The organism is Deinococcus aestuarii (assembly GCF_018863415.1).
Taxonomy (GTDB): domain Bacteria; phylum Deinococcota; class Deinococci; order Deinococcales; family Deinococcaceae; genus Deinococcus; species Deinococcus aestuarii.
The window spans coordinates 175,676-193,333 of record NZ_JAHKSN010000004.1; the positions used below are offsets into that span (position 1 = coordinate 175,676).

Here is a 17,658-nt window from a genome sequence, read left to right on the forward strand (position 1 = left end):
GCAGGCATAAAAACTCCTCCCCTTGACTCGTAGAGCTGCTGGCAGAGGGGGGAGGCCGGGTGGGGGTGAAGCGGGCAGGGCGCCACAAGGCCAGCAGGAAGGGGAAGGCATCTTCTTGTCGGTAGAAGTGGTCACACGCCCCCTCACCCCGGCCCTCTCCCGCAGGGGGAGAGGGAGAAAAACTTTTACGTCTCGTACGTCCGGGCCACGCTTGTCAGGACGCTCCGCAACTCGCCCGGCGTGATCAGGCCCATCGCCATCGCGTGGCTGGCGGCGTTCAGGCTGTCGGCGGCGAGCACGAGGTCCACGCCCGCCTTGCGAACCTCCTCGCGGAGTTTCATGACGCCCTCGTCACGCATGGCTTCCGTCACGTCGCGGATGTAGACGGCGAGGACGCGGCCCGGGTGGCGGCGCACGACCTCGGCGTAGATTTCGGGGTCCTTCTCGCCGCTGTCGCCGACGAGGACGAAACTCAGGCCCGGGAAGCGGGCGAAGATGCGCTCGATCACGCCGTGCTTGTAGCCGCCGTGCCCGGCGAGCAGGTCAAAGCCCCAGTTGCGCAGGAAGATCGGCCCGAGCGGGATGCGGCGGTAGTCGAGGAACTGCCACAGCAGGTCGAAGAAGTTCCAGGGGCTGCTCGACACGTAGAAGATCGGGTTGCGCGCCTCGCCGTCGCGGGTCAGCGCCCGGTACAGCGCCCCGACGCCGGGAAAGGGCAACCGGGTGCGCGCGTTGCCCGTCAGGCTGGTGGCGAGCATCCGGGGCAGGCTGGTCACGTCCGACTGGATCACGGTGTCGTCGAGGTCGCTGATGATGCCGAAGCGGGCCCCCGCCACGACCTGCGCGCGGGCACGGGTGGTGCCGGGGCGGCCCTCGATGCTGAGCTGCGCCTCGTGCCAGCCGTCGGCGAAGGGCAGGCTCTCCCCCGGGGGGGTAAAGGTCAGGGTGAAGTAGCCGTCGGCGTCGCTCACGCCGCTCGTCACGGCACCCCCCAGGCTTCCAGTCACCCGCACGCCCGAGACCTCGCGGGAGAGCAGGCGGCGCAAGACGTTGCGGAAGTTGCGCCAGCGGGGATCGCCCCTCTTGGGGGGCGCGACCATGCGGGGCAGCAGCACCCGGCCCGTCAGTTCCACCCCCTGGGGGGTGCCCCAGCCCACGTAGGGCTGCAAGATGAGCTTGCCGCGCGCCCGGCGGGGCTGCACGTAGCCGCTGACCGCGTGGTCGAGGGCCGTCAGCCCCCGCTCCAGCGCGGGTTGAATCGCCTTGAATGCGGTCTTGGCGCCTAGCATCTGGGCGTCAGTCTACGCACCGCAGGCGGGGACCGGAGTGGGGCGGGCTGAAGGGAACGCTGAGGGATGGCCCCCACCGCCTGGGCGACGCAGGGGGCGGGCTACCCGTCACGCCGCAGCGGCAGCACGACAGTGAACCTGGCCCCACCGAGGGGGGACGCGCCCGTGCTCGCCTGTCCGCCGTGGGCGAGGGTCAGCGCCCGCACGATGGCGAGCCCCAGGCCGCTGCCCCCCGTGTCCCGCGCCCGGCTCTCGTCCAGCCGCGTGAAGCGCGTGAACACCTGCTCGCGGCTCTCCTCCGGGATGCCGGGCCCGTCGTCGTCCACATGCAATCGGGCCGCTGTCCCGTCCACTTCCACACACACGGCCACCTCAGACCGGGCGTGCCGCAGGGCGTTCTCCACGAGGTTCGCCGCCACCTGCCGCATCCGGTCCGGGTCAGCTATAAGGAGGGCAGGTTGACTCTGAAGAGTGAGCGTCACGCCCCGCGCCCCCGCCCGGTCCCCGAGGTCGCGCACCACCTGTCCGGCGAGGTCCGAAAGATCCACCTCCCGCGTGTGCAGGCCCAGCCGCCCCGCGTCCGCCAGGGTCAGCGTCCGCAGGTCCCCGACCAGCCGGGTCAGGAGCTGCGTCTGGGTGCTCAGCAACGCGACCTGCCCGGGTTCGAGCGGGTACACCCCGTCCTCCAGCGCGTCGAGGCGGGCCTGCATGATGGCGATGGGGGTGCGCAGCTCGTGGGCGATGTCGGCGACCGCCTGCTGGCGCTCGCGTTCCAGGGTCTGGAGGCTCTGGGCCATCTCGTTGAAGGTGCGGGCGAGGTCGGCCACCTCGCGCTCGCCGGTCAGGACGGGGGCGCGGGCGGCGAGGTCTCCCCCGGCCAGCCGTGCGGCGGCCTGCGAGACGGCGGTGACGGGCCGCGCCACCCGCCGCGCGAGGAGCAACCCCAGCGTGGCCGCGACCAGGGCCGCGAGGAGCCCCGCCTGCACCAGGCTCGTCTGCACGTCGCGCACGAAGTCCTGAGAGCGGGGGTTGAGGACGGCGGGAAAGGCTCGCTCCGGGCGGCGGCCCGGTTCCTCCTCGCGGCGCCCGTCCGTGACCGTGACCACCCCGCCGCCCGGCAGGGTGACCGTGCCGCTGACGCCCGGGCTCGACTGGCCGGGCGGCAGGCTCGCCTGGTCCGCGTCGCCGAGGCGAATCTCGGGGACGGGCGGGTTGGGGGCGAGCTGCTGCCCCAGCCGCTCGGCCTCCTGGCGGGCACGCAGGTAGGCCTGCACCTCGGGGGGCAGCCGGGCCACCTCGCGCCGCACGGCGAGGTTGGAAAACAGAAACATCCCCCCCACCGCCAGCCCCACCACGAGCAGCATGGCGAGCAGCAGGGTGACGGCCAGGCTCGGCCCCCGCCACCCGGAGCCCGGGGAGGAAGGGTTCAAACGCCCGCCTCCAGGCGGTAACCCACCCCCCGCACGGTGTGCAGCAGCCCCCCCGCCTGCGCCGCGTCGAGCTTGCGCCGCACCGACGCCAGGTGAGCGTCCACCACCCGCTCCAGCGCCTCCGACTCCGGCAGGGCGGCGGCGAGCAGCTCCTCGCGCGTGAAGGCCCGCCCCGGCACCTGCGCCAGATGCGCCAGCAGCCGGAACTCCGCCGGGGTCAGGCCCAGGGGCTGCCCGTTCACCCGCGCCACCACCGCCCGGCGGTCCACCTCCAAAGGACCCACCCGCAGCGGGCGCTCGTGGTCGTCCAGCACCGCGCTCACCCGCCGGAGCACCGCCTTGACGCGCGCCATCACCTCGCGGGGGCGGAAGGGCTTGACCACGTAGTCGTCGGCGCCGAGTTCCAGGCCGACGATCTGGTCACTCTCCTCGGCGCGGGCGGTCACCAGGATGACGGGGGTGGAGCCGTCAGCGCGCACGGTCTTGAGGACATCGAGACCGCTTCTGCCCGGCAGCATGATGTCGAGCAGGATCAGGTCGGGGCTGGCGGCGCGGTAGACGGTGAGGGCCGCGTTCCCGTCGGCGGCGCGTTCGGTGCGGTAGCCTTCCTGCCGGGCGTAGGCTTCGAGCACCTCCGCGAGCTGGGGTTCGTCCTCCACGATCAGGATCAGCGCACTCATGATCGTATGGTAAGTGCCCCCGGCGAAGGTTGTGCGAACGCGCCGCCCCTGCCCCGGGGGACTCCGGGCGGCGCAAAGGCGTCTGGCGGCCCGTCCGGGCGTCTTCGACAAACCTTCAAAAAAGGTGAGCGCGCCGTTCGCGGACTCGGGTCAGGCTGGGGGACATGACCTCCTCCTCTTCCCCGCCTGCCCGCGCCCCCAGCTCGCGCCTCCTGCTGACGCTCGCGCTCACCCTCGGTGTGGGCGGCGCCCAGGCGCAGACGGCCAGCCCCACGCCCTCGACGCCGACCTCCACGACGGCCGCGCCCTCGACGCTGACGCTGGAGGGGGCGCTCGCGCGGCTGGCGCAGGCCCCCAGCGTGACCCAGGCGCAGCTCAGCGTGCAGGTCGCCCAGCAGAACCTGGGCGCCGCCCGCAGCGCCCTGGGCCTGAGCGTCAGCGTCACCGGCACCACGGGCTACACGGGCCCCTCCACGACCACGACCGACGAGGGCACCACCTCCACCGCAGGCAGCCTGGGGGGCAGCGTCGGCGTGCAGGCGAGCCTGGGCCTGCTGCCCTGGTCGAGCGGACAAGGCAGCCTGCGCATCGCCCAGCGCAGCCTCACCCTCGCCCAGGCCAACCTCCAGGCCGCCCAGGCGAGTGCGCGCCTGAACGTCTACGTGCAGTACCTCGCCGCCGTCGTGGCGCAGCGCGACGTGACCCTCGCCCAGAACACCCTCACCCTGCGCCAGCGCCAACTCCAGATCGCGCAGACCCAGCGTGCCCAGAACAACGCCACCCAGGAGAGCGTGCTCACCGCGCAGGCCAACGTGCAGCTCGCCCAGGCGGCCCTGCTCGAAGCCCGCAGCGACCTGGAGGTGGCCCGGCTGAACCTCGCAGCGGTCCTCGGCCAGAGCCTGACCACGGTCACGTTCAGCACCCAGCCCGCAAGCAGCTTCACCCTGCCCGACCTGAATGCCCTCGTCACCCGCGCCCGCACGACGACGGTGGACGTGATCGAGGCGCAAAACACCCTCGCCGCCGCCCAGGAGACGCTCGAGGAGCAGCAGCGCGACCAGCGGCTGCCCGACCTGACCGCCAGCCTGCGCTACGGGCCCGCGAGCAGCGGCGGCGTGAGCGCCAGCGTGGACGTGAAGGAGGGCAACGCGGGCGTCGGCTACAGCGTGCCCTTTGGCGGCAGCGGGAGCGGCGCGAGCAACCGGGTGGTCGCCAGCGTGACGGGCAGCTACGTGGTGTACTCGCCCGCCCTGCGCGCCCAGATTTCGGCGGCGCAGGCCAACGTCACCCAGGCGCAGCTCACCCTGAGTGTGGCCCAGCAGAACGCGGAGCTAAACGTCCGCACCCTCTACAGCACCGCCCAGACGAACCTCACGGCCCTGGGATCCAGCGCCACCCAGGTCGAGGTCGCGCAGGCCACCCTCAGCGCCGCGCGGGCCCGCCTCGCCGCCGGGACGGGCACCGCCGACGCCGTGACGAGCGCCCAGATCGCTCTCGCCCAGGCGCAGCGGAACCTGGTGCAGGCGCGCGCCACGGCGCAGCTCGCCCTGATCCGACTCCAGAACGCCGCCGGAGGCCCCCAGTGAACCGTGCCCTCGCCCTGTCCGCCGCGCTGCTGCTCCCGGCGGCAACGGCCCAGTCCGCCCTCACGCTCACCCGCGCCGTACAGTCCGCCCTCGCGGGTGGCACCGACGTCCGCACCGCCCAGGCCAACCTCGACAAGGCCACCGCCACCAACAAGGCCGCCCAGGCCGACCCCAGCACCCTCGCCGCCGCCAAGCTCTCCGCCCAGAACACCCAGGCGCTCGCCCGGGTCGGGCTCCGGGCCGCCCGGCTCTCCACGCTTCAGAGCACCGTCAACGCCTACACGGCGCTGCTGGAAGCACAGGAGAACGTCGAACTCCAGGCCCTCCAGGTGCAGGTCGACCAGAAGGCCCTCCAGGTCGCGCGGGTCAAGCTCAGCGTGAGCAACGCCACCCCCCTCGACGTGCAGCGCGCCCAGAACACCCTGGCGGGCAGCACCGAGGACCTCGCCGACGCCCGCGCCCAGGTCAACCTCGCCTCCGCCCGCCTCGCCACCCTGACGGGGCTTTCCGGCGGTGTGCGGGCAGCGGGACCGCCGAACGTCCCCCCCCTCAAGACCAGCCTCGCCTCGCTGCGCACCGGGCTCAACACGAACCTGACGGGGGTGGTGAGCGCCGGGCAGGCGGTCTCCGAGGCGCAACTGGCCGTCCGGTTGGCGGACAACGACTTCACCCCGGCGCGCACGCTGGCCGACGCGCGCACCACCCTGGCGAACGCCGGGCGGAGCCTCGACGCGGCGCAGAAGAACGCCCAGACGACGCTGGCGGGCGCGTACCAGACGGCCCAGAACGCGGCGGCGCAGCTTGGGGTGGCGCAAAGCCGCGAGGCCGCCGCGCAGAGGAGCTACACCCAGGACGCGGCGCGGCTCAGGAGCGGGACGATCAGCGCGGTGACGCTTCAGGAGACGCAACTCGCGCTCAAGCAGGCCCGCTTCGCCCGCCTCCAGGCGCAGGACGCGGTGCTCGAAGCCCTCGCCGCCCTCTCCGTCGCCGCCGGACAGAACCTCTCCGGCCTCGGCGGCACGCTCTAGCCGAAGGAAAGGGGGCGGGGAGGCCAGCGCGTCCGGCCTCCCCGCCCCCTTCCGTCTATCCGAGGCCCGGCAGGACCCACCTGATCAGGCTCAGCGTTCCGAGGATCAGGGCCCGGGCGCGGGCGAGCGCCCCGGCCCAGGGCGTCCCCCTGACCGCCCACCATAGACCGAACCCGGCGGCGACGGCCTGCCAGAATGTCAGCGCCCGCACCCTCCGGCCCTCACTCGAAGAGGGTGCTCACGCTCTGACCGACGTGGATATTGGTGATGGCGTCGGCGAAGAGGGGGGCGACGTCGAGGACGGCGAGCTTGCCGTTCGAGGCGGCGATCTTCTCCGGCGAGACGTAGACGGTGTTCGTGCTGGCGACCTGGGTCACGTCGAGGGCGGCGATGCGCTCGATGGCGGGGCCGGTGTACACGCCGTGGGTGACGGCGACGTACACGTCCCGGGCACCGAGGCTGCGGGCGATGTTCACCGTCTCGACGAGGCTCCCGGCGGTGCTGATCTCGTCGTCCACGATAAAAACCGTCTTGCCCTCCACGTCGCCGATCAATGCGCGGGGGCGGACCTCGGTGTCGGAAAGCCTTTCTTTGTCGATCATGGCGAGGCCGGAATTCAATCGGCGGGCGATCTGCGAGGCCCGCTTGATGCTGCCCGCGTCGGGGGCGAGCACCACGCCCTCGTGGGCGTTCGGGACGCAGGAGCGGAAGTGTGCGCTGAGCACCCGGTCGGCGGAGAGGTGATCGACGGGCACCTTGAAAAAGCCGTGGACCTGCGGCGAGTGCAGGGTCATGGTGAGCACGCGGTCCGCGCCCGCCTCCTGAAGGATGTCGGCGACCAGCCGCCCGGCGATGGAGATGCGCGGGCTGTCCTTTTTGTCGCTGCGGGCGTAGGAGAAGTACGGGATCACGGCCGTGACCCGCCCCGCCGAGGCGCTCTTGGCCGCGTCTATCAGGAGCAGCAGTTCCATGATCGAGTCGCTGACGGGGGTGGAAAAGGTCTGCACGATGAACACGTCCCCCTCGCGCAGCGACTCCTCGTAATGGACGATCAGGTTGTCGTTCGTGAACTTCTCGGTCTTGCTGTGGCCGAGCGGCACGCCGAGGTTGTCGCAGATCGCCTGCGCGAGGGGGCAGTTGCTCTGGCCCGAAAAGACGAGCAGCGGCTGGCGGCGGCTGGAGGCCAGCCGCTCGGAAGGGGCGCGGTGGGGCACGGTCACGGTGGGGAAACCTCCGGGAAAGGGGAGCGGGGGCCGGGCAAGACCACCGGGAAGGAAAAACTCAGCGTTGCAAACGTCCGCAGGAAGCATACCCGGACTGTCAGGGACCTTACAGCCCCGGGCTCGTCCCCCGTCCGGGAACAACGGTTCCCCCAAAGAAGAGAGGCGCGGCCTCCCTCGCCACGCCCCTCCCCCGTCCTCCGGAGCCCTCAGTCGCCCCGGAAGATCTTGCCCACCTTGTCGAAAAAGCCCTCGCGGTGCTCGGCCACCTCGTCGCCCACCGCGCGGGCGTAGGCGTGCAGGGCTTCTCTCGCCTCGGCGTTGAGTTGCCCTGGCCTGGGCACCGTGACCTCGTACTCGACGATCAGGTCGCCCGTCCCGGCGCCCTGGAGGCGCGGGAGCCCCTGGCCGCGCAGGCGGTGGAGTTCGCCGTGCCCGGTGCCGGGCTTGACCTCCACGGTCTGCGGGCCGTCCAGCGTGGGCACCGTGACCTCACCGCCGAGGGCCGCCTTGGCGAAGCCGATCTTCGCCGTGTGGATCAGGTGTTCCTGCTCGCGGCGCAGCTCGGGGTGGGGTTCCATCTCGATGTGGACGTAGAGGTCGCCGTTGCCGCCGGGCCCCTCGTTCCCCTTGCCCGCCACCCGGATGCGGTAGCCCTCGTCGATGCCGCGCGGGAGCTTGACCTTCACCGTCTCGGCCCCCAGGGTCCGGCCCCGGCCCTTGCACACCGTGCAGGGGTCCTGAATGAGCTGGCCCTCGCCCCGGCAGGTCGGGCAGGGCTGCTGGGTCTCGACCACCCCGAAGATCGTCCGGGCCTGGGCGCGGACCGCCCCCACCCCGCCGCAGGTCGAGCAGGTCTTCGGCGGCTTGCCGCCCGGCTCGGTGCGGCTGCCGTGGCAGTGCTCGCAGCCCGTCAGGCGGTCCACCTCGACCTCGATCTCCTCGCCCGCGCGGGCCTGGAGCAGGGTGACCCGCGCCTCGGTCTCGATGTCGTCCCCGCGCGCCGGACCCCGGCGGCCCCCGCGACCGCCCACGCCGCCGAAGAGCTGCTCGAAGATGTCCATCGGGTCGAAGCCGACGCCGCCCATCCCGCCGAAGGGGTCGCCGCCGGGACCGGTTCCCATCCCCGGCGCGCTGCCGAAGCGGTCGAAGTGCGCCCGCTTCTCGGGGTCGCTCAGCACGGCGTAGGCCTCGTTGATGCGCGCGAACTGCTCGGCGGCCCCCTCCTCCTTGTTGCGGTCGGGGTGGTACTTGAGGGCCAGCTTGCGGTACGCGCTCTTGATCTCGTCGGCGCTCGCCGCCCTGGCGACGCCCAGCAGTTCGTAGTAGTCCATAGGTTTGTTGTCGCCGGACACGCAGCACCCGGCCTCCACTCCCCAGGTTAACATGACCGGACTCAAGAAACGTGGGTGTCCTAGAAGTGTGGGGGGGAAGCCGGGGGCCGCCGGGCGGGCCGAGCGGGTACGCTGGGGGCATGATCACCTACCGGCGGCAAAACGCCCTGACCCCCGAGAAGGACGCCGAGATCACCGTGAACCTCACGCCGCTGCTGCTGTTCGCCGTGGGCTTCGTGGTCGTGCGCGCCGTGCTGCGCAGCGTGCGGGCGAATTAGGTCCCCGCCTTCCATGAGCGACCCTTCCGGGCAGTTCAAGAGCCTCAGCAGCGGGCGCCTGGTCGTCCCGGGCTGGACGGGCCTCATCCCCGGCCTGCCCGACGCCGTGGAGATTGGGTTCGACCTCGGCCCGCACGACCTCACCCGCGAGTATGCCTGTCTGCTCGTGGAGTACTGGGCGACCCCCGAGGACCTGACCCTCCAGAGCGTCCTGCCCGTGCGGGCCTTCGCCGCCGCGCCGGAGGGCTGGTGCGTGTTCGTGCCCGCGCGGGGCCGCGTGCTCGTGCGCGCCCTCGACCCGCAGCCCAACCCGCCCGCGCTGGCGAGCCACTGGCTGAACATCGACCCGCGCACGCCCGAGGGGACGGTGGTGACGGTGGCGGTGAGCCTGCCCCTCTCCCCCGGGCGGAACCCGTTGCCCGGCGGCTGAGGACCTACCGCGCCCGCGCCGCCGCCAGCGAGGAGCGCACCGCCGCCTCGGCGTTGAGGGTGCCGACGCCGCAGGTCTTGCGGGGGTCGAGGGGGTCGCAGCGTCCGCCCGGAAAGGGGGTGGCGGTGCGGGTGAGGAGCTCGCGCACCCCGGCGGGGCTCAGGCCCGGCTTCAGGCCGAAGAGGAGGCTGGCGACCCCCGCCACCTGGGGGGCCGCGAAACTCGTGCCGTCGGGATCGCGCTCGCCACCGGGGCCGCTGACGCTGCTCGCCACGACGCCGTGGCCGGGCTCCCCACCGGGCGCGGCGAGGGCCACGCTGGCGCCCCAGTTCGCGTAGGCGGGCCGCTGTCCCGTCACGGTCACGCTCGTCACCGTCAGGACGTTCCGGCATCCGGCGGGCGTGTAGCCCCGCGCGTCCGCCCCGTCGTTCGCCGCCCCCGCCACCACGAGCGCTCCCCGCGCGGTCACGGCGTCGAGGGCCGCCTGGACGCGGGGGTCGCACCCGGTCAGCGGAACGAAGTCGGCGAAGAGGCTGAGGTTGAGCACCCGCGCCGGGTTGGGGTTGGCGGGCACGCCGGAGACCGGGAGGCCCGCCGCCCAGCGCAGGGCGTCCGCGAGGTCCTGGGGGTCGATCAGGCCGTCCACCCCCGCCACCCGCACCTGCACGATCCGGGCCTGCGGGTTGAGGCCCGCCATCCCGCGCCCGTCGTGCGCCGCCGCGATCAGGTTGGCGACGACCTCGGCGTGGTAGGCGAACGGGCCCGCCCCGCTCGCGTCGCGGTCGCGCCCGTCGCCGTCCCCGGAGCGCGCGGGGTCGGACACGAAGTCGTACCCGTTCACCAGCCGCCCGGCGAGTTCGGGGCTCCGGACGAAGCCGGTATCGAGCACCGCGACCGTGACCGGGGCGCCCCGCCGACCCCCCAGCAGCGCCCACGCGCCCGACGCCCGGATCGCCTCCAGGTTCCACTGCCGCGCGAACAGAGGATCGGCGGGGCGGTAGAGCGTGGGGACCACTGGGGAGGTCGTGGGCGGGGCCGTGAGGGGCAGGAGCGGTGGGGCGGGCGGTGCGGGGGTGGGGACGGGCTGGAGTTCAGGCAGGCTTGTCGCGCCGGGAGAGAGAGGCAGGGCGGGAATCGGGACGACCCGGGGCGCGGCGGCGGCCATCCCCACCAGGGCGCCCGTCAGCAGCAGGGAGCGCAGAAAGGTCACCCGCCCAGTCTGGCGCGGGGCGCTGACCCGGGGCTGAGAGCGGGATGGTCCCGGGCGGGGAAAGCGGGTGTGTCCCCCCGCCCACCGCGTACCATCCTCCCATGACCTCGACCCAGGCAAGGCGGCAAGTCGTCATCCTCACGGGCGCGTCGAGCGGCATCGGGCGGGCGACGGCGGAGGAACTCGCCCGGCGCGGGCACACGCTCGTCCTCGCCGCCCGGCGCGAAGGCACCCTGGCGGCCCTGGCACGCGAACTCGACCCCAGCGGCTCGCGGGTGCTGGCCGTGCCCACCGACGTGACCGACGCCGCCTCCCGCCGCGCGCTGGTCGAGACGGCGCGGGAGCGTTGCGGCCCCATCGACGTGCTGATCAACAACGCGGGCGTGACCGTCGAGCGCGGCTGGTGGTGGGACGACCCCGACCCCCTGCGGGTGCTGCGGGTGAATCTGGAGTCCCCCATCGAACTCACCCGGCTGGTGCTGCCTGAGATGCGCTCGCGGGGATCGGGCCACATCGTCAACATCGGCTCGGTGGCGGGGCGGGCGGCCACCAACGGCCTCTACTCGGCGAGCAAGTTCGGCCTGCGCGGCTTCTCGCTGGCCCTGCGCCGCGAACTTCTGGGCACGGGCGTCACCGTCAGCCTGATCGCCCCCGGCTTCGTCCGCAGCGAGATGACCCGCGCCGCCCGCCTCCCCATGCCCGGCCCGGGGGTCGTCGCCCGCGCCGTCGCCGACGTGCTGGAGCGTCCCCGGCGCGAGGTGATCGTCCCGCGCGTCTACCGCCCCCTCGCCTTCCTCGACCACGCCCTGCCCGGGGTGGGGGACTGGGTGGTGCGGCGGATCATCCGGCGGCGGTACGCGCACGGGGAGGGGTAGGGGAGGAGCGCGGGGGGTGTGGGGCGGTGAGGGGCGCCGGGGGGACGCTTCGTTCACCCCCTCCCAGCCTCCCCCACAAGGGGGGAGGAGCTAGAAGAGCGGGAGCCTTTGCTCTTTTCAAACCGTCTATCTGGACGCCCCATGAGTAGCCTTGACTGAACGGTCCTGGCCCACAGCCACGTCGGCTCGCGCAGCGAGACGGTGGGCCCGCGACTGGGACGCAACAAGATCAAACATTCCATCCGGAAAAACCCGACCACCCGCGCCGTCCGTGTGTCCTTGCCGAGCGCAGCGGAAAGCTCCCCCTGCCCCCTCTGGGGGGAGGGGGCTGGGGGGTGGGGGCAAGCCGAATCAAGACACCCGGCCCCCCACCCCTCGCCGCCCCACCAACAGCAGCCCCAGCGTCCCCCCCGCCAGCAGCGTGAGCAAGAGCCCCGCGTGCCCCACCGCCAGAAACGCGAGCGGCACGAGCGCGGCCACCACCAGCGGCACCACATACCTCCGCCCCAGCGTCGCCACCCCGAACGCCACCCCCACCCCCGACCCCAGCGGCAGGGCGACGAGCGGCGGCAGGTAGGCGGTCAGCACGCCCCCCAGCGTGAACCCCACCGCCAACCCCAGCACCGCCCCCGCCAGCGGCAAGGGCGCGATCACCCGCTGGCGCTGCCACGCCCACGCCAGAACGAGCAGCGGCGCGAGCAGCAGGGCCAGCGGCGCCACGAACCCGACCTTGGCGAGCGTCTCCCTCACGCTCCCCTGCGCGAAGACGACGGCGACGTTTTGCGCGGTGATCACGTCCTCCAGCCGCCAGCGCAGCGTGCGAGGGTGGCCCAGCCCGTCCCGCGAGAGGTCCGTGGGAAAGAGGCTGTAGCGCTCGAACTTCGCGGGCCGGTCGGCCGTGACGGTGAGGTCGAGGTTGCGCAGCGGCTCGCGGCGGTCGGCGAGGCGGTAGCTCCAGCCGCGCGAGCCCTGGTGGCGGTAGGCGACGTTCACCCGCACCGTCTGCCCGGCGCCGACCAAACCCTCCCAGACGCTGCCCTCCCGCAGGTCGCTCGCCCGGTAGCCCCGCCCGTTCACGGTGAGGCGAAACCCGCTCAGGGTGCCGCTCCCCTCGGGCAGGGGAAAGACGAAACGCGCGGTGACGGGTTCGGTGCGCGGGTTGGTGAAGGTGTAGTCGGCGGAAAAGGCCGCGTTGTAGTACGTGCCGCGCCCGCCCACCGGGTCCACGAAGCGCAGGTCGGCGGTGACCCGGCTGGTGTCCAGACCCAGGGGCGATTCGGTCTGGAGGGTCACGTCTCGCGAGTAGACGAGGGTGCGCCCCCGCCGGGTGAAGCCCTCCCGGATGTCCTGCACGGTCAGGCCGGGCGTGCCCACGAGGTAGGGCAGCAGGGTCTCCCACCCGCCGTTCAGTTGCAGCCGCGCGTACACGTCGGCGGGCAGGACCAGGGTGCGGGTGTACGTCCGGGCGTCGAGCAGGCTCACGCGTGGGGAAGTCTGCACGGTCTGCCCCCCGTCCGGGTCGGCGGCGTTCGCGTACCGGGCACTTTGCCCCGCCCCCAGCCGCGCGTCCACCGCCCGCCGCGTGACGTGCAGCGCGAGGGCGCCCACGCCGACCGCCAGCGCCACGACTACCCAGCGCCCGAGGGCAGGCCCCCGCGCCCCCACCCACCCCAGCCCCGCCCGAAAGCGCTCGCGGTCGAGCAGCCCGACGAGCAGGAGCGCCACCAGGGCCGCCCCCAGCACGAGGGCCAGCGGCACGGCGAGACCGGCCAGCCGGGAGAGGGCGTCTACGAGGGCCTTGAGCGCGGTCTGAACCATCGGGACCTCCAGGGGATGTCAAGCAGGGGACTCAAGAGAGTCCATAGCTCATGAGGAGCCTCTTGCTCATCCCACCAAAGGAGGAGGTGGCCTCTTTCCCCCCGGCGCACGGCGCCCGCTCCCCCGTCCCGCTAGACTCGGCCCGATGAGCAAACGGGTGAGGGTCGGCGCGGAGGCGGAGTTGCCGGAGGGCAGCCAGACGGAGGTGCAGGTGGACGGCGTGGGCGTGCTGGTGGTGCGGCACGGGGGCGCGTTCTATGCCCTGCGGAACAACTGCACCCACCAGAACTACCCGCTGCTGGGCGGCGAGGTGAGCCTGGGCCGGATCACCTGCGAGAAGCACGGGGCCAAATTCGAGCTCGCCACCGGCAAGGCCAAGACTCTGCCCGCCGTCAAGCCGGTGCGGATCTACGGCACGGTCGTCGAAGGCGGCGACGTGTACGTGCTGCCCCTCTGAACCTCATGGCCGGGTCCGTGGAGGTGCTGGGCATCCCCGTCGCGCCGGGGTTACTGGGCGCGTGGGCCGGATGGCTCGCCCCGGCGCGGCAGCCCTTTTTCCTGACGGCGGCGGAAGCACAGAAATTTGGGGTGGAGACGCTTCCCCGCGCGGAGGTCAGGCTCACGCCCGAGGCCCGCGACACCTTCCACACGTGGAGCGTTCCCCCCGAGGCCGACCGGATCGCGTGGCTGGGCGGTGACGACTGGAGGGGCCTGTCGCCCGCCTCCCGCCGCGCCCTGCTGCGGGCCCAGGTGCGGCACAGGCGGGGCGGGGTGGCGCGGACGCGGGACTTCGCGGACCTCCTCCCCGGCCTGGAGGGGACGCGGTTCGTGTGGTGGCCCGCCCTGGTCTCGCCCGCCGTGTTGGCGCGGGTGGTGTCGCTGGACACGCTCGCCTGCCGCCGCGCCGAGGTTCCCGCCGAGGTGTGGAGCGCCGCCCTTCCCCTTCTGCCCGGCGCCCGCGAGCTGGCGGGCACCTTCCCGCACGCGAGCGGCCCGAACTGCTTCGGCACGGTCATGGGGGCGGCGGGCGTGCCGGAGGCGGAGCGCGAGTGGATGCAGCGCGGGCCCTTCGAGGCGTTTCTGGCGGGGCGCACCCGGCGCGGCGGGAGCGACGATCTTCCGGGGACGGTCCTCGTCTGGCGGGACGCCTCGGGTGGGGTGCAGCACGCGGCGGTCACCCTCGGCGGCGGCTGGGCGCTGCACAAGCCCTCGCAGTCCTGGATGACGCCGCGCGTGGTGCTTCCCGCCCGCGAGCTGATCGGCTACAGCCGCACGCGCGGCTGGCGCCTGCACCGTGCCCGGCTCCGGGGGTGACGCTGCCCCGGCGAGGCCTACTTGCCCCGCTTGGTCAGCCGCCAGAGCGTCACGCCGTTCGTGACGAAGAGCAGCCCGCACAGCAGGGCGAAGGGCACGTTTCCCTGCTGCACGAAGCGGATCGCCAGGATGCCCCACCCGCACATCAGGGCCACCACCAGCCACACGCGAAATTTGGGGGCGTTCACGGGCGGCTCCGCGAGGACAGGGGGGACGACTTCATATCCGCAGGGTAACGCGGCGGCGGTGAGGGGCGGACCCGGGCGGAGAATCAGAGGCTTAACAGTCCCTCCAGCCCGCGCCGGGTGGCCGCCAGCGCCTCCCCGATCCGCCACGCGCCCCGATCACGCGGGCCGACGGGGTTGCTGACCCCCCGCACTTCGAGGGCCGGAACGCCCGCCAACCGCGCCGCGTGCGCCACCCCCGCCCCCTCCATCCCCTCGGTGAGGGCACCGGGATAATGCCGGGCGAGGGCGTGGGCCCGCTCGGCACTCCCCGTCACCGTGCTCAGCGTGAGGGTGGGGCCACAGGGGGCACCGATCCTCCGGGCGAGGTCCGCCGCCCCATCCCAGGCTGGGAAGACTCCGGGGTGAGGCTCGTCGGGCAACACGGACAGCCCCAGCGCCGCGAGGTCGAGAAAGTCCGCCCCGTCCCAAGCCCCCAGGTCGGCCTGCACGATCACGCCCGACACGGCGAGGTCACCGGGGCCCAGGCCGCTGCCCGGGTACGCCCCGCCGATCCCCGCGCTGACGGCGAGGTCGAACCCTTCCGTCAGCAACGCGCGCTGGGTGGCGAGTGCCGCCGCGACCGGGCCCACCCCGCTCACGACCACGCGGGCGGGGAGGTCGGCGAGGCGGGCGGCCTCCCCGGCGGTCGCCACGACGACGAGGACCCTCATGGGCTCGGGCGAGCGTGGCCCTCCCCTCACGGCATCAGCCGCTCGACCCGCCATCCCTCCCCCTCACGGGTGTAGCGGAAGCGGTCGTGCATGCGGTTCGGCCTTCCCTGCCAGAACTCCCACTCCCGGACCTGCACCCGGTAGCCGCCCCAGAAGTCGGGCTTGGGCACGGGCGTCCCCTCGGGGAAGCGGGCGTGCAACCCGGCGAGTTTGGCCTCCAGCGCGTCGCGTTTCGGGGTGGGCGCACTCTGCGGGTTGCTCGCGTGCGCGGCGAGCTGGCTCTCGCGGGGCCGGGCGTGGAAGTAGGCGGTGCTCTCCTCCTCGCTCACCCGCTCGACCCGCCCGTAGGCGCGCACCTGCCGCTCGTGCTCGGCCCAGTGGAAGAGGAGTTCGGCCTGCGGGTTGGCCTCCAGGTCACGCCCCTTGTGCGAGTCGTAGTTCGTGTAGAAGGTCAGCCCGCGTTCGTCCGCCCCCCGCAGCAGGACCGTCCGCACGCCCGGACGACCCGCCGCGTCCGCCGTGGCGAGGCTGAGGGCGTAGGGCTCGCGCAAACCGTCACGCAGGGCCTCGTCCAGCCAGGTTTGAAACTGGGCGAGGGGGTCGGGGTTGAGGTCCGAGCGGCGCAGTTCGGCGCGGGTGTACGACAGGCGCAGTCCGGTGAGGTCGGTCATTGTTCATCCTCGCGCAGCTTCTGGCAGTGCGGGCAAAGATGCGTTCCCCGCTGGGCGAACACGATCTTCCGGATCGGCGTGCCGCAGCGCGGGCAGGGCTTCCCCGTCTGCCCGTAGACGACGTGGCGGCCCTGAAACGCTCCCGGTTCCCCGTCGTGCTGGCGGTAGTTGCCCAGCCCGTCCCCGAGGGAACTGCCGCCCGCCTCCACTGCCTCGTGCATCACCTCGCGGACCGCCTGGTAGAGGCGCCCGGCCTCCTCGCGGGTCAGGCGGGTCTGGGCGGGGTGAATCCGCGCCCGCCACAGGCTCTCGTCCGCGTAGATGTTGCCCACGCCGCTCACGGGTTTTTGCGAGAGGAGCCAGGGCTTCACCGCCCCGCACGTGGCGGCAAGGCGGGCGAACTCCTCTTCCCAGAAGTCGTCCGAGAGCGGCTCCGGCCCCATCCCCGTGAGGGTCGGCATCCCCCCGTACTCCCCGGCGGGCACGACCGCCATCTTGCCGAAGCGGCGGGGGTCGTGAAAGTAGAGCTTCCCGGCGTCCGTCTCGACGGTCACGCGGGTGTGCGGCCCCTCCTCCAGCCGGAAGCCGCCCGTCATCCCCAGGTGGACGATGAAGTCGAGGTCGTGGGGACCTTCCTCCAGCGCGTCCGCCGCCGTGAGGTGCAGCATCAGGTACTTGCCCCGGCGCGACAGGCCGCTGACCCGCCGCCCGTGCGCGAGGTGGGTGTCGCGGTAGCGGTGCGGCGCGTCGTGCGTGACGCTGAGGATGGTGCGCCCCGCGAGCAGCGGCTCGATCTTGCGGCGCGTGGTCTCGACCTCGGGGAGTTCCGGCACACGGGGAGGATAGCGGGCGGGGCAGGGGGTGAACCGTGGCGCAAAGTCGGAGGTCTCCCGTCCTATCCTCCACCCCATGCCCACGCTCCTCCTCACCGGCTTCGAGCCCTTCCACACCCACCCGACCAACCCCAGCGCGCAGGCGGCGGGGGCGCTGAACGGGCAGACGGTGGGCGGGGCGCGGGTCGTCTCGGCGCTCTTGCCCGTCGAGCCGCATGCGGCGGCAGACACCCTGCGTTCCCTGCTGGACACCCACCGGCCGGACGCCGTGCTGCTGACGGGGCTTGCGGCGGGCCGTCCGCATGTGACGGTCGAGCGGGTGGCCCTGAACGTCATGGACTTCAACATCCCGGACAACGCCGGGCGGGTGTACCGCGACCACCCGGCCCACACGGACGCGGGCGCTCCCTCCGCCTACCTCAGCACCCTGCCCCTGCGCGCCATTGTGGACGCCTGGAAGGAGGCCGACCTTCCCGGCGGCATCAGCAACACCGCCGGGCTGTACGTCTGCAACTTCGTGCTCTACCACGCCCTCGACTGTCTCAGCCGCTCGGGACGTGCCGCGGTGCCCTGCGGCTTCCTGCACGTCCCCGCCAATGCTGAGGTCGCCCTCGCCGTCCCGGAGGACCGCCCTCCCCTGCCCTACCTGCCGCAGGACGAGATCACGCGGGCGGTGCGGGTGGCGCTGGAGGTGGTGGGACGCGGGTTGTAGGGTGTGGGAAAAGAAGGACCGCCCCATCTCACCCCATCAAGGAGACGGCATT

General features: G+C 73.0%; 20 protein-coding genes. 8 read left to right on the forward strand and 12 right to left on the reverse strand.

All coding sequences use genetic code 11. The features are described 5' to 3' along the window. Positions 1–185: 185 nt before the first annotated feature. The 3 genes from IC605_RS08150 to IC605_RS08160 form a co-directional block, all read right to left on the reverse strand. Positions 186–1,289: an App1 family protein phosphatidate phosphatase gene (locus tag IC605_RS08150; RefSeq protein ID WP_216321539.1), complete on the reverse strand. Its 1,104-nt coding sequence runs from the start codon at positions 1,287–1,289 to the stop codon at positions 186–188. 101 nt (positions 1,290–1,390) lie between these two features. After that, on the reverse strand, positions 1,391–2,719 hold the full coding sequence (locus tag IC605_RS08155) for a sensor histidine kinase (RefSeq protein WP_246580565.1): 1,329 nt from the start codon (positions 2,717–2,719) through the stop codon (positions 1,391–1,393). Further along, positions 2,716–3,399 (reverse strand): response regulator transcription factor, encoded by a 684-nt coding sequence (locus IC605_RS08160; RefSeq protein ID WP_216321542.1) that lies wholly within the window; start codon positions 3,397–3,399, stop codon positions 2,716–2,718. Before IC605_RS08160 ends, IC605_RS08155 begins: the two co-directional genes overlap by 4 nt. A gap of 164 nt (positions 3,400–3,563) precedes the next feature. Here IC605_RS08160 and IC605_RS08165 point away from each other — a divergent pair, with 164 nt between their 5' ends. Continuing rightward, positions 3,564–4,985: a TolC family protein gene (locus IC605_RS08165; protein ID WP_216321545.1), complete on the forward strand. Its 1,422-nt coding sequence runs from the start codon at positions 3,564–3,566 to the stop codon at positions 4,983–4,985. Continuing rightward, the gene (locus IC605_RS08170; RefSeq protein WP_216321548.1) at positions 4,982–6,013 is read left to right on the forward strand and encodes a TolC family protein; all 1,032 of its coding nucleotides are present in this window, start codon (positions 4,982–4,984) and stop codon (positions 6,011–6,013) included. Before IC605_RS08165 ends, IC605_RS08170 begins: the two co-directional genes overlap by 4 nt. A 55-nt stretch (positions 6,014–6,068) precedes the next feature. Here the strand turns inward: IC605_RS08170 and IC605_RS08175 are convergent, their stop codons facing one another. The 3 genes from IC605_RS08175 to dnaJ all read right to left on the reverse strand — a co-directional run bounded on the left by IC605_RS08175 (position 6,069) and on the right by dnaJ (position 8,567). Beyond that, positions 6,069–6,224 (reverse strand): hypothetical protein, encoded by a 156-nt coding sequence (locus IC605_RS08175; protein WP_216321551.1) that lies wholly within the window; start codon positions 6,222–6,224, stop codon positions 6,069–6,071. Between the two features lie 10 nt (positions 6,225–6,234). Continuing rightward, the gene (locus IC605_RS08180; RefSeq protein ID WP_216321554.1) at positions 6,235–7,233 is read right to left on the reverse strand and encodes a ribose-phosphate diphosphokinase; all 999 of its coding nucleotides are present in this window, start codon (positions 7,231–7,233) and stop codon (positions 6,235–6,237) included. 209 nt (positions 7,234–7,442) lie between these two features. Then, the gene (gene dnaJ / locus IC605_RS08185) at positions 7,443–8,567 is read right to left on the reverse strand and encodes a molecular chaperone DnaJ (protein ID WP_216321830.1); all 1,125 of its coding nucleotides are present in this window, start codon (positions 8,565–8,567) and stop codon (positions 7,443–7,445) included. Between the two features lie 140 nt (positions 8,568–8,707). Between dnaJ and IC605_RS08190 the strand changes: the two genes are divergently transcribed. Beyond that, positions 8,708–8,845: a hypothetical protein gene (locus IC605_RS08190; protein WP_216321557.1), complete on the forward strand. Its 138-nt coding sequence runs from the start codon at positions 8,708–8,710 to the stop codon at positions 8,843–8,845. A 13-nt stretch (positions 8,846–8,858) separates the two neighbouring features. Beyond that, a complete protein-coding gene (locus tag IC605_RS08195) occupies positions 8,859–9,275 on the forward strand; it encodes a uracil-DNA glycosylase (protein WP_216321561.1) in 417 nt (138 codons plus the stop codon). 4 nt (positions 9,276–9,279) lie between these two features. Here the strand turns inward: IC605_RS08195 and IC605_RS08200 are convergent, their stop codons facing one another. Continuing rightward, positions 9,280–10,440 carry a S8 family serine peptidase gene (locus IC605_RS08200; protein ID WP_216321833.1) on the reverse strand — a complete coding sequence of 387 codons (1,161 nt, stop codon included), beginning with the start codon at positions 10,438–10,440 and terminating at the stop codon, positions 9,280–9,282. 146 nt (positions 10,441–10,586) lie between these two features. On the opposite strand from IC605_RS08200, the gene IC605_RS08205 reads away from it, so the two are divergent. Continuing rightward, positions 10,587–11,360, forward strand: coding sequence for an SDR family NAD(P)-dependent oxidoreductase (locus IC605_RS08205; protein ID WP_216321563.1), 774 nt, complete (start codon positions 10,587–10,589; stop codon positions 11,358–11,360). A gap of 351 nt (positions 11,361–11,711) precedes the next feature. On the opposite strand, the gene IC605_RS08210 is transcribed toward IC605_RS08205, so the two are convergent. Next, complete coding sequence (locus tag IC605_RS08210; protein WP_216321566.1) at positions 11,712–13,178, reverse strand: hypothetical protein; 1,467 nt, start codon at positions 13,176–13,178, stop codon at positions 11,712–11,714. A 145-nt stretch (positions 13,179–13,323) separates the two neighbouring features. Here IC605_RS08210 and IC605_RS08215 point away from each other — a divergent pair, with 145 nt between their 5' ends. After that, entirely contained in the window at positions 13,324–13,635 is a 312-nt protein-coding gene (locus IC605_RS08215; RefSeq protein WP_216321567.1) for a non-heme iron oxygenase ferredoxin subunit, read from the forward strand. A 5-nt stretch (positions 13,636–13,640) separates the two neighbouring features. After that, positions 13,641–14,492 (forward strand): hypothetical protein, encoded by an 852-nt coding sequence (locus tag IC605_RS08220; RefSeq protein WP_246580566.1) that lies wholly within the window; start codon positions 13,641–13,643, stop codon positions 14,490–14,492. Between the two features lie 17 nt (positions 14,493–14,509). Here the strand turns inward: IC605_RS08220 and IC605_RS08225 are convergent, their stop codons facing one another. The 4 genes from IC605_RS08225 to IC605_RS08240 all read right to left on the reverse strand — a co-directional run bounded on the left by IC605_RS08225 (position 14,510) and on the right by IC605_RS08240 (position 16,894). Next, positions 14,510–14,680: a hypothetical protein gene (locus IC605_RS08225; protein WP_180970016.1), complete on the reverse strand. Its 171-nt coding sequence runs from the start codon at positions 14,678–14,680 to the stop codon at positions 14,510–14,512. Between the two features lie 83 nt (positions 14,681–14,763). Beyond that, entirely contained in the window at positions 14,764–15,390 is a 627-nt protein-coding gene (gene mqnB, locus IC605_RS08230) for a futalosine hydrolase (protein WP_216321568.1), read from the reverse strand. A 26-nt stretch (positions 15,391–15,416) separates the two neighbouring features. Then, complete coding sequence (gene pdxH, locus IC605_RS08235) at positions 15,417–16,061, reverse strand: pyridoxamine 5'-phosphate oxidase (protein WP_216321570.1); 645 nt, start codon at positions 16,059–16,061, stop codon at positions 15,417–15,419. After that, a complete protein-coding gene (locus IC605_RS08240) occupies positions 16,058–16,894 on the reverse strand; it encodes a DNA-formamidopyrimidine glycosylase (RefSeq protein WP_216321572.1) in 837 nt (278 codons plus the stop codon). Before IC605_RS08240 ends, pdxH begins: the two co-directional genes overlap by 4 nt. 76 nt (positions 16,895–16,970) lie before the next feature. On the opposite strand from IC605_RS08240, the gene IC605_RS08245 reads away from it, so the two are divergent. Beyond that, positions 16,971–17,606 (forward strand): pyroglutamyl-peptidase I, encoded by a 636-nt coding sequence (locus IC605_RS08245; RefSeq protein WP_216321574.1) that lies wholly within the window; start codon positions 16,971–16,973, stop codon positions 17,604–17,606. The last annotated feature ends 52 nt before the right edge of the window (positions 17,607–17,658 follow it).